The 9752-nt window shown below is 65.9% G+C and carries 7 protein-coding genes and 2 tRNA genes; 1 reads left to right on the top strand and 8 read right to left on the bottom strand.

What is annotated here, in order from left to right; all coding sequences use genetic code 11:
* Nucleotides 1-144: 144 nt before the first annotated feature.
* On the top strand, nt 145-564 hold the full coding sequence (locus ACTWP6_RS26365; protein WP_443189233.1) for a tyrosine-type recombinase/integrase: 420 nt from the start codon (nt 145-147) through the stop codon (nt 562-564).
* Nucleotides 565-612: 48 nt separating this feature from the next.
* Here the strand turns inward: ACTWP6_RS26365 and ACTWP6_RS26360 are convergent.
* The 8 genes from ACTWP6_RS26360 to recF all read right to left on the bottom strand — a co-directional run bounded on the left by ACTWP6_RS26360 (nt 613) and on the right by recF (nt 9750).
* Nucleotides 613-685, bottom strand: a tRNA-Ala gene (locus ACTWP6_RS26360).
* 7 nt (nt 686-692) lie between these two features.
* A complete protein-coding gene (locus ACTWP6_RS26355; RefSeq protein ID WP_443189232.1) occupies nt 693-815 on the bottom strand; it encodes a hypothetical protein in 123 nt (40 codons plus the stop codon).
* 17 nt (nt 816-832) lie between these two features.
* A tRNA-Ile gene (locus tag ACTWP6_RS26350) sits at nt 833-906 on the bottom strand.
* Nucleotides 907-978: 72 nt separating this feature from the next.
* Nucleotides 979-1932: a DUF3566 domain-containing protein gene (locus ACTWP6_RS26345; RefSeq protein ID WP_443189231.1), complete on the bottom strand. Its 954-nt coding sequence runs from the start codon at nt 1930-1932 to the stop codon at nt 979-981.
* On the bottom strand, nt 1933-5721 hold the full coding sequence (gyrA, locus tag ACTWP6_RS26340; RefSeq protein WP_443189230.1) for an intein-containing DNA gyrase subunit A: 3789 nt from the start codon (nt 5719-5721) through the stop codon (nt 1933-1935).
* Between the two features lie 46 nt (nt 5722-5767).
* Complete coding sequence (gene gyrB, locus ACTWP6_RS26335) at nt 5768-7795, bottom strand: DNA topoisomerase (ATP-hydrolyzing) subunit B (RefSeq protein ID WP_260756128.1); 2028 nt, start codon at nt 7793-7795, stop codon at nt 5768-5770.
* A gap of 240 nt (nt 7796-8035) precedes the next feature.
* The gene (locus tag ACTWP6_RS26330) at nt 8036-8593 is read right to left on the bottom strand and encodes a DUF721 family protein (RefSeq protein ID WP_443189229.1); all 558 of its coding nucleotides are present in this window, start codon (nt 8591-8593) and stop codon (nt 8036-8038) included.
* The gene (gene recF, locus ACTWP6_RS26325; RefSeq protein WP_443189228.1) at nt 8590-9750 is read right to left on the bottom strand and encodes a DNA replication/repair protein RecF; all 1161 of its coding nucleotides are present in this window, start codon (nt 9748-9750) and stop codon (nt 8590-8592) included. Before recF ends, ACTWP6_RS26330 begins: the two co-directional genes overlap by 4 nt.
* Between the last annotated feature and the right edge of the window lie 2 nt (nt 9751-9752).

The raw sequence follows: 9752 nt of genomic DNA, 5'->3' as shown, positions 1-9752 counted from the left end.
ATTCCTTTGCTCGAGTGACTTTGACGGGTCTCTCGAAGAATCACGCGATGACCTTCAATCATTCGGCAACGACACGCCGGTACCGCTGATCAGGTCCGACTCGTACACCACTCTGCTGGACGCAACCAGGGCCGCACGGTCAGCTTGCCGGCCTTCGTTGCTGAACTTCTTGACCCCAACGTTCAAGGTCGATCTCAAGATGCCCTGGTGTTCCCGGACACGACCGGGGGCCACATGCGGGGGACGAACGTGCGGCGTCGGTGGTGGGCCGATGCCGTGAACGCGGCGCACCTGTTCCCGCGCATCGAGAAGAACGCGGCCGGGGAGAAGATCACGGTGTACGAATTCAAGATCCACGAGCTGAGACACACCGCGGCATCGTTGGCGATCCAGGCAGGGGCGAACATCAAGAGCCTTCAAAACATGCTGGGCCATGAGTCGGCGGCGCTGACGCTGGACCGCTACGGCCACTTGTACGGGTCGGATGTCGAGGCGGTCGGGGCGGCCATCAACGCATTGTTGACTCGTGATTGTGGTCAAAATGTGGTCACGGACGCCGCGTGAATGCAGAACAGGCCAGACCATATGCGGTCTGACCTGCTGTGATGACTGTGGAGCCTAGGAGATTCGAACTCCTGACATCTGCCTTGCAAAGGCAGCGCTCTACCAACTGAGCTAAGGCCCCTCGTCGATCAAGGTACGTCGGCCTGCGCGGCAGGCAGGGTGTGCCATACCTCGGCACTGTGCTGGGTCCGCCACACAAGCACCGCGGCCACCGCCGCGATGGCCGCGCCGAGCAGAAGCACCAGCCTCATCGACATGTACCTTTCCGTGGGGCTAGGAGGACTCGAACCTCCGACCTCTTCGTTATCAGCGAAGCGCTCTAACCGCCTGAGCTATAGCCCCGTTCAACCGCACGGGCCGAGCGACGAGATTACCGCACCGACAACCCGACTCCCAAACCGCGGTGTGGTGACCTCAGTCGCGGTCGGCGAGCGTGACCTCCACGCCGCCCACCAGATCTGTCGTCAGGTTGTAGATGAACGCCCCGATGGTCGCCGCGGCGGTCATCAGCACGATGTTGACCAGCCCGATCAGCGCGGCCCCGCCGAAGATGGTGCCGCTGGACACCAGCTCCCCTCCGGAACTGCCGCTGGCGCTGGTGAGCAGGTCACCGACATTGCTGTTGAGCTTGCTCCAGACGCCCATGCCGCCGAGCACCAGGTACAGGAACGCCACGGCGATCATCCAGACGAAGAACAGCACCACCGACAGCAGCAGCGACACCTTCAGCGTGCTCCACGGATCGACACGCCGGATCTGCATGCTCGCCCGCACCGGACCCCGGTGTTGCTGCCGGGTGCCCGCCTGTACCGCGCGGTTGCCGGGTGCCGGCGTGCTCTTCACCGGCGGCTTGGGCTGCTGCTCGGTCGGACGCTCCGCCGGCCTGCGCTGCTGGCGGGGGAGTCCACCCGACAGGTCCGGGATCTCGCTGGCATACGCGGCACCCTGATCGGGCCGCACACCCGGCTCCGGCCGATTCGGCTCGGGACGCGGGACCTCGGGCCGGGCGGCTTGCTCCGAGCGGCTCACGTCGGGACGAGGGGCCTGCTCGGGACGAATCACTTCGGTGCGGTCATTGCGCGCCTGAGCCTCGGTGTCCTGGCCACCCGTCGGGGCCGCTCCGCCGGCGATGAAGCGGTTGAGCCGGGCATCCAGGCCGGCCTGCGTGCCGGCCCGGGGCGCGTCGGGATGCGCCCCCTCAGGAGCCTGTTGCCGGGCCCGGCCCGCCGGGCCCCGCTGCCACGGAGGCGGATCGCCGGCGTCGGCCGTCTGCGGCGCCCGGGAGCCGCCGTCCTGACCGGGACCCGCGGCCGACCCGTTGGCCGCGTCACCCGGACGCGGGTAGCCCGGCTCCTTCGGTGAGCTCACCTACGACTCCTCACTTGTCGGCGCCTCCGGGTCGGCGTTGACCTCGTCGGTGCTGTCGCCGGCTTCGGCGTTGCGTGCGATCGCGATCAGTGTGTCGCCCTCACCCAGGTTCATCAAGCGAACGCCCTTGGTCTGGCGCCCGGCCTTACGAACCTGACGCGCGGCGGTCCGGATCACGCCACCTCCGGAGGTGATGGCGTACAGCTCGGTGTCCTCGTCGACGATCAGCGCACCGACCAGCGTGCCACGCCGCTTGTCGAACTGGATGGTCAGCACGCCCTTGCCGCCACGGCCCTGGACCGGATACTCGTCGATCGCGGTGCGCTTGGCATAACCGCCGGAAGTGGCCACTAACAGGTAGGTGTCCGGACGCACCACGTTCAGCGAGAGCAGCGCGTCATCGCCGTTGAACCGCATGCCCTGTACGCCCGAGGTCGCGCGGCCCATGGGTCGCAACGCCTCGTCCGTGGCCGAGAAGCGGATCGACTGCCCGTTCGCCGAGACCAGCAGCAGGTCGTCCTCCGCGGAGCACAGCACCGCGCCGACCAGTTCGTCACCGTCGCGCAGGTTCACCGCGACGATGCCGCCGGAGCGGTTGGAGTCGAAGTCCACCAGCCGCGACTTCTTGACCAGACCGTTGCGGGTGGCCAGCACCAGGTACGGCGCGTCCTCGTAGCTCTTGAGCTGGATCACCTGCGCGATCCGCTCGTTGGGCTGGAAGGCCAGCAGGTTGGCGACGTGCTGACCGCGTGCGGTCCGCGAGGCCTCGGGCAGTTCGTAGGCCTTGGCCCGGTACACCCGGCCCTGCGTGGTGAAGAACAGGATCCAGTCATGCGTCGAGCAGACGAAGAAGTGGTTGACGATGTCGTCCTGCTTGAGCCCCGCACCCTGCACGCCCTTACCGCCGCGCTTCTGGCTGCGGTACAGGTCGGTCTTCGTGCGCTTGGCGTAACCGGTCTCAGTGATCGTGACGACCACGTCTTCCCGCGCGATCAGATCCTCGTCGGCGACATCGCCGTCGGCCGGGACGATCCGGGTGCGGCGGTCGTCGCCGTGCTTGTCGACGATCTCCTTGAGCTCGTCGTGCACGATCGCGCGCTGCCGCTCCGGCTTGGCCAGGATGTCCTCGAGGTCGGCGATCTCGGCCTCGATCTTGGCCAGATCGTCGACGATGCGCTGACGTTCCAGGGCGGCCAGGCGCCGCAGCTGCATGTCCAGGATGGCCTGGGCCTGGATCTCGTCGATGTCGAGCAACTCGATCAGGCCGTTGCGGGCGATCTCGACGGTCTCGGAGGCGCGGATCAACGCGATCACCTCGTCAAGTGCGTCGAGCGCCTTGACCAGACCGCGCAGGATGTGGGCCCGTTCGTTGGCCTTACGCAGCCGGTAGCGGGTGCGCCGGACGATGACATCCAACTGGTGGTTGACGTAGTGGCGGATCAGCTGGTCGAGGCGCAGCGTGCGCGGCACCCCGTCGACGATCGCCAGCATGTTGGCGCCGAAGCTGGTTTGCAGCTGGGTGTGCTTGTAGAGGTTGTTCAGCACCACCTTGGCCACGGCATCGCGCTTGATCTCCACGACGATGCGCAGACCCACGCGATCACTGGACTGGTCCTCGATATTGGAGATACCGGCCAGCTTCCCGTCGCGCACCTGCTCGGCGATCGAGGTGATGAAGTTGTCGTGGTTGACCTGGTACGGCAACTCGGTGATCACCAACGACGTGCGGCCGCGCGAATCCTCTTCGATCTCGACGACGCCGCGCATCCGGATCGACCCGCGACCCGTCTTGTAGGTGTCCTCGATGCCCTGGGATCCGACGATCAAGCCGTAGGTGGGGAAGTCGGGCCCCTTGACCCGCGCCATCACCGCCTCGCAGGTGGCTTCCTCGTCGGCCTCGTGGTTCTCCAGGCACCAGTAGACGGCCTCGGCGAGTTCCCGCAGGTTGTGCGGCGGCATGTTGGTGGCCATGCCGACGGCGATTCCGCCCGAGCCGTTGGCCAGCAGGTTCGGGAACCGGCTCGGCAGAACCGTCGGCTCTTGCACCCGACCGTCGTAGTTCGGGATGAAATCGACTGTCTCCTCGTCGATTTCGCGCAGCATGTCCATCGCCAGCGGAGTGAGCCGCGCTTCGGTGTTGTGACTGACAAAGCCATTCGTGATGAAGGAATGGTCGTCGGTGTCCACCCGCAGGCTGTACACCGGTTGTACGCCGGCGTCCGTTACCGACGCCACCTTCGCGTAGTAGAAGCGACCATCGGTGAGCTCCGCGGCGATCGCACGGACATCGCTGTCGGCGATATGACTGAGGATCTCTTCACCGTCTCGACGCCACCGCGAGAGGCGATCGATGTTGTGCTTGCGCAGCCACTCCTTGTCGGTCCAGCGACCCCCGGCGCTCGTACGGATGAACGCCGCCAGGCCTGGAACGTGATCGCCGTCCATACCCGCTGCACGACCAGGAAGGTCGGCAAGCAAGCGCTGTAACTTGCGCTGCTTGGCTCCGCCGAAGCCAATTCTTGAGCAGAAGTCCTCGGCATGAGCTCGGTTGGTGATGACGACCTTGTGCTCACCCGTTGCGTGGAGGTATCGGCGTGAGATGACACCGAACTCCAGCAACATCTGCTGGACGTCTTTGGCCAACTGCCCGCTACGCGTCGAGTACGAAATCTGGATCGTGTTGCGCGGCAACGCCGAGCAGGAACCATCGCCTTCGAAGAGGGCCTGTAGAAATGCCCTCTTCACTGCGGCCGCGGAATTCCACAACCAGGCGGGCACCTTCTTGGCCGCGCAACGTTGGGCCTTCAGTCCAGACAAGCGGCTGTTATCAAGTGCCGCCATGTTCTGTACGTCGAGTTCCAGGAGGTTCGATCCCGAAGCGATCTGCCGCTCATACACGTACCGCGGGCCCCCGACAACGGTGTCGTAAGCCGCGACGACCATGTTGAAGTAATCGCGATCGAGGTTGTTGAAACCCGCACGGGACTCGCTCACGAAGCCTTCGCTGATGAAAGCGCCCAACAGCAGCGCCTCCATGACATCGTGCCATTCACCAGGGCCGAACTCGACCGGCGGGGTCCGTTGCAGCACCACGCAATCGTCCGGGCGGATCTCTTCGATCAACTTCCACAGCAGCGTGGGAACACCGCCCACATCGACCAGACACAGCAACGGGTGATTCGCCGTGCCCGTGACCTCGAACCCCTCTGCGGTTCGAACCGTGAATGTCTCGTGATCGCCAGAGTGGAACAGCGCGTTGGCCGTCACGGGGTTCCCGTGCCTGTCGAGAACCTTCAGATCGATCTCGTTGTCCGAGTTCGACCGAGCTCCCGCGACGACATCGCCGATGCGCACCGACTGCCCGAACGGTAGCCGGACCATCGCATCGTCCGTGACGCAGTAGCGCATCGCGGCTGGCGGGTCATTGCCCGGCGAGCCGAAGTTGCCCTGCCCGTCGACCAGCGGGTAGCGCAGCGACCAGGGTTGGGCCATCCGGACCAGGGTGTCGTAGATCGACGAGTCGCCGTGAGGGTGGTAATTGCCCATCGTCTCGGCCACGGAGCGCGCGGATTTCGCGTGCCCGCGGTCGGGCCGGAAACCGGAGTCGAACATCGCGTACAGCACGCGGCGGTGCACCGGCTTGAGGCCGTCCCGCACCTCGGGCAGCGCACGGCCGACGATCACGCTCATCGCGTAGTCGATGTAGCTGCGCTGCATCTCGTGCTGGATGTCGACCGGCTCGATGCGGTCGCCTGCTTCGCCGCCCGGAGGCAACGTGGTGTCTGTCATGAAATTGTCCTAGGTACCTGGGTGTGCGTCATCAAACATCAAGGCATCAAACATCAAGGAAACGAACGTCTTTGGCGTTCCGGGTGATAAAGCTGCGCCGTGCTTCGACGTCCTCGCCCATCAGGATCGAGAACAGTTCGTCGGCCGCGGCCGCATCGTCGAGCGTGACCTGCCGGAGCACACGCACCGACGGATCCATCGTGGTCTCCCACAGCTCCTTGGCGTCCATCTCGCCCAGACCCTTGTAGCGCTGGATGCCGTCCTCTGCGTTGATCTTCTTGCCCGCGGCGCGGCCGGCTTCGAGCAGACCGTCGCGTTCCCGGTCGGAGTAGGCGAACTCCGGCTCGCTGCGCTGCCACTTCAGCTTGTACAGCGGCGGCTGGGCCAGGAAGATATGGCCGTTCTCCACAAGCGGTTTCATGAACCGGAACAACAGCGTCAGCAGCAGCGTGGAGATGTGCTGGCCGTCGACGTCGGCGTCGGCCATCAGCACGATCTTGTGATAGCGCAGCTTGGAGAGGTCGAACTCGTCGTGGATACCGGTGCCCAGCGCGGTGATGATCGCCTGGACCTCGGTGTTTTTCAGCACACGATCGATACGGGCTTTCTCGACGTTGATGATCTTGCCGCGCAGCGGCAGGATCGCCTGAAACATCGAGTCACGGCCGCTCTTGGCCGAGCCGCCGGCCGAATCACCCTCCACCACATACAGTTCCGACTTGCTCGGATCGGTGGACCGGCAGTCGGCCAGCTTGCCGGGCAGGCCACCGATGTCGGTGGCACTCTTGCGCCGGACCAGATCACGAGCCTTGCGGGCTGCGGCTCGGGCCTGCGCGGACGAAACCGCCTTGTTGACAACGGTCTTCGCTTCAGCGGGGTTTGCCTCAAACCAGTGGCTGATCTGTTCGTTGCAGATCTTCTGGACGAACGACTTGACCTCGGTGTTGCCGAGCTTGGTCTTGGTCTGACCCTCGAACTGCGGCTGGGACACCTTGACCGAGATGACCGCGGCGAGCCCTTCGCGGATGTCCTCACCGGTGAGGTTCGGATCCTTGTCCTTGAGCAGCTTCTTGTCCTTGGCGTACTTGTTGACCACCGAGGTCAGTGCCGCGCGGAAACCCTCCTCGTGGGTGCCGCCCTCGTGGGTGTTGATGGTGTTCGCGAAGGTGTGCACCGATTCGGAGTAGCCGGCGTTCCACTGCATCGCGATCTCGACCTCGTGGCCCTCGCCCTTGCCCTCGAAATCGATCACGCTGGGCTGGATCGGCGTCTTGGTGCGGTTGATGTGCTTGACGAAGTCCACCAGACCGCCGGGGTAGTGGAAGACCCGGTGCTTGACCTTGTGTGGTGCGGCGGCCTCGGCGGCCTTCTCCTCGGCGGACTTGGGTGCCTCGGCGTGGTCGCTGACGACGTCGTCGACAACCTCTTCGGGCGCGACCCGCTCGTCGGTCAGCTCGATGGTCAGCCCCTTGTTCAGGAACGCCATCTCCTGCAGCCGGCGCGCGATGGTCTCGAAGTCGTAGTTGGTGGTCTCGAAGATGTCCGGATCGGCCCAGAACCGGATCGTGGTGCCGGTCTCCTTGGTCTTCTCACCCTGCTTGAGAGTGCCGGGAACCGAGCGGTCATAGGTCTGGAACCACTCGTAGCCGTCCTTGCGGATGTCGGCCTCGAGCCGGGTCGACAACGCGTTGACCACCGACACACCGACGCCGTGCAGACCACCGGACACCTGGTAGGCGCCCTCTTCGAACTTGCCGCCGGCGTGCAGCACCGTCATCACGACGTCCACGGTCGGAATACCTGTGGCGTGCATGGCGACCGGGATGCCGCGGCCGTCGTCAGTGACCTGGACGCCGCCGTCCTCGAGGATCCTGACGTCGACCTTGGTCGCGAAGCCCGCCATCGCCTCGTCGACCGCGTTGTCGACCACCTCCCAGATAAGGTGGTGCAGACCGCGCTCACCGGTCGAACCGATGTACATGCCCGGACGCTTACGCACCGCTTCCAGGCCCTCGAGGACCTTGATGGAATCGGCGCCGTACTCAGCCGGAGCGTTCTTCTTCTGGGCAGCCACGTTGGACGCGTCTCCTTGGTCTTTAGCGGTCTTCAGCGGGATTGCCGACTAAGGGGTCGACGGTCCCTCGCGGATCACCGTGACAGTCTACCTTTACGCACCGTCAGGACCGATTCTGTAGCAGCGTTTCCACATAGCTAAACGCGACGTGCGCGGAATTTCTCGGGCGAAGATAGGTCTTGACGGCGTGGAAAGCGCCCGGCCGTGTTCTGGCGGCTCTGAGGCTACCCCCGAACCCGCTCAGCCGTAGGTGTCGCGCGGACCGCGGCCGGGCACGCTGTACGGGCCCTTCCGCCAGGACGGGCCGACCGGACCGACGATCTTCAGGGACGTGACCACCCCGTCACCGACCGCGGCGGCGATCTTGGCCAGAATCTGTGCCTGCACCATCCTGAGCTGGGTCGCCCACGCGGTGGATTCCGCCGAGACCGTCAGCACACCGTCGTGCAGGGCCGTCGGGGCGGCATGCGCGGCGATCTGTTCCCCGACCACCGCACGCCACCGCCCGAAGACCGCACCCTCGGCGACCCGGGCCGACCAGCCGCGGCTGCGGGCCACCTCGCCGGTGAGCGCGCCGAACAGCTGCGGGTCCCGGCTGTCGGGTCCGGGTCCGGACCATCGCCGGCGGCCGCTGCCCGCGACGCGGCGTGCGGCGGGGGAGTGCCGGCCCCGCCCGACGTTCTTGCCCTGCTGACGGGCGGCCCCGCGGGCCTCCTCCAGCGTGCGGCGCACCAGATCCATCCCTTTGAGCCCCTCGAGATGGGCCGGCGGACCCGGCGTCTCGTCGTCGGCGCTCATGTCTGCACCACCGACACCCGACCGCCGTCGCTGTCCTGCATCGTGATCTCGACGCGGCGGCCGTCCCACGCGGCCGGGATGTCCTCGTGGACAGCCGCGGTGACGAGCACCTGCTCGGCCGAGGCGGCGACCTGGGCCAGCGCCTGGCGCCGCGCGCTGTCGAGTTCGGCGAACACGTCATCGAGCAGCAACACCGGATCACCTCCCTCTGCGCGCAGCAGTTCGTACGCCGCCAACCGTAACGCCAGCGCCATCGACCAGGACTCGCCGTGGCTGGCGAAACCCTTGGCAACCTGATCCCCCAGGCGCAGCTCCAGATCATCGCGGTGGGGACCGACAAGACAGACCCCGCGTTCGAGCTCGGCATCGCGGCGCCGGCTCAGCGCGTCCAGCAACGCCGCCTCGAACACCTCCACATCACTGTTGCCTGCCGCGGCCTCAGCCTCGACCACCTCGACCCCACTGCGGTACCGGATCGCCGCGGGCCGCGACGCCGGGGCCAGCAACTGGTAGGCCTTCTCCACCTCGGCGGCCAGTTCGTTCACCAATTGCACTCGGGCCGTGATCAATTGGGCACCGTGATGAGCCAGGTGGCCGTCCCACACGTCGAGTGTCTCGAGTGCGCCGCGGTCTGCGCGCAACCGTGCGCCGGACGCGGTCTTGAGCAGCGCGGTGCGTTGACGGACCACCTTGTCGTAATCGGCCCGCACCCCCGCGACCCGGGGACGCCGCGTGGTGGCCAACTCGTCGAGGTAGCGCCGGCGCTCACTGGGATCGCCGCGCACCAACGCAAGGTCCTCCGGTGCGAACAGCACCGCGCGCAGAACCCCGAGGATCTCGCGGGCTGACCGAACGGGGGAGCGGTTCAACCTGGCCTTGTTCGCCCGGCCGGAGGTGATGTCGAGGTCGACGGCCAGTTCCCGGCCTTCATTGACAACGATCGTGGAGACGACGGCGCGGTCGGCTCCGGCCCGGATCAACGGTGCGTCGGAAGCCACCCTGTGTGACCCGAGAGTGGACGAATACCAGAGCGCCTCAACAAGATTCGTCTTACCGAAACCGTTGGGTCCGACGAAGACCGTTCGCCCGGGAGTCAGCTCGAGCTCCACCCGGGCCCACGACCGGAAGTCGGTCAGCGCCAGGTGACGTACGTACACCG

Source organism: Mycobacterium sp. 4D054, assembly GCF_052245755.1.
Taxonomy (GTDB): domain Bacteria; phylum Actinomycetota; class Actinomycetes; order Mycobacteriales; family Mycobacteriaceae; genus Mycobacterium.
Note: the sequence above shows the minus strand (reverse complement) of the source record. Positions and strands in the feature narration are given on the sequence as shown.

Bases quoted from the DNA above. Each gene is read 5' to 3' on its own strand.
- ACTWP6_RS26355 (WP_443189232.1), bottom strand. From the start codon at position 815: ATGAGGCTGGTGCTTCTGCTCGGCGCGGCCATCGCGGCGGTGGCCGCG.
- ACTWP6_RS26330 (WP_443189229.1), bottom strand. From the start codon at position 8,593: ATGAGCGCCGACGACGAGACGCCGGGTCCGCCGGCCCATCTCGAGGGG.
- gyrA (WP_443189230.1), bottom strand. From the start codon at position 5,721: ATGACAGACACCACGTTGCCTCCGGGCGGCGAAGCAGGCGACCGCATC.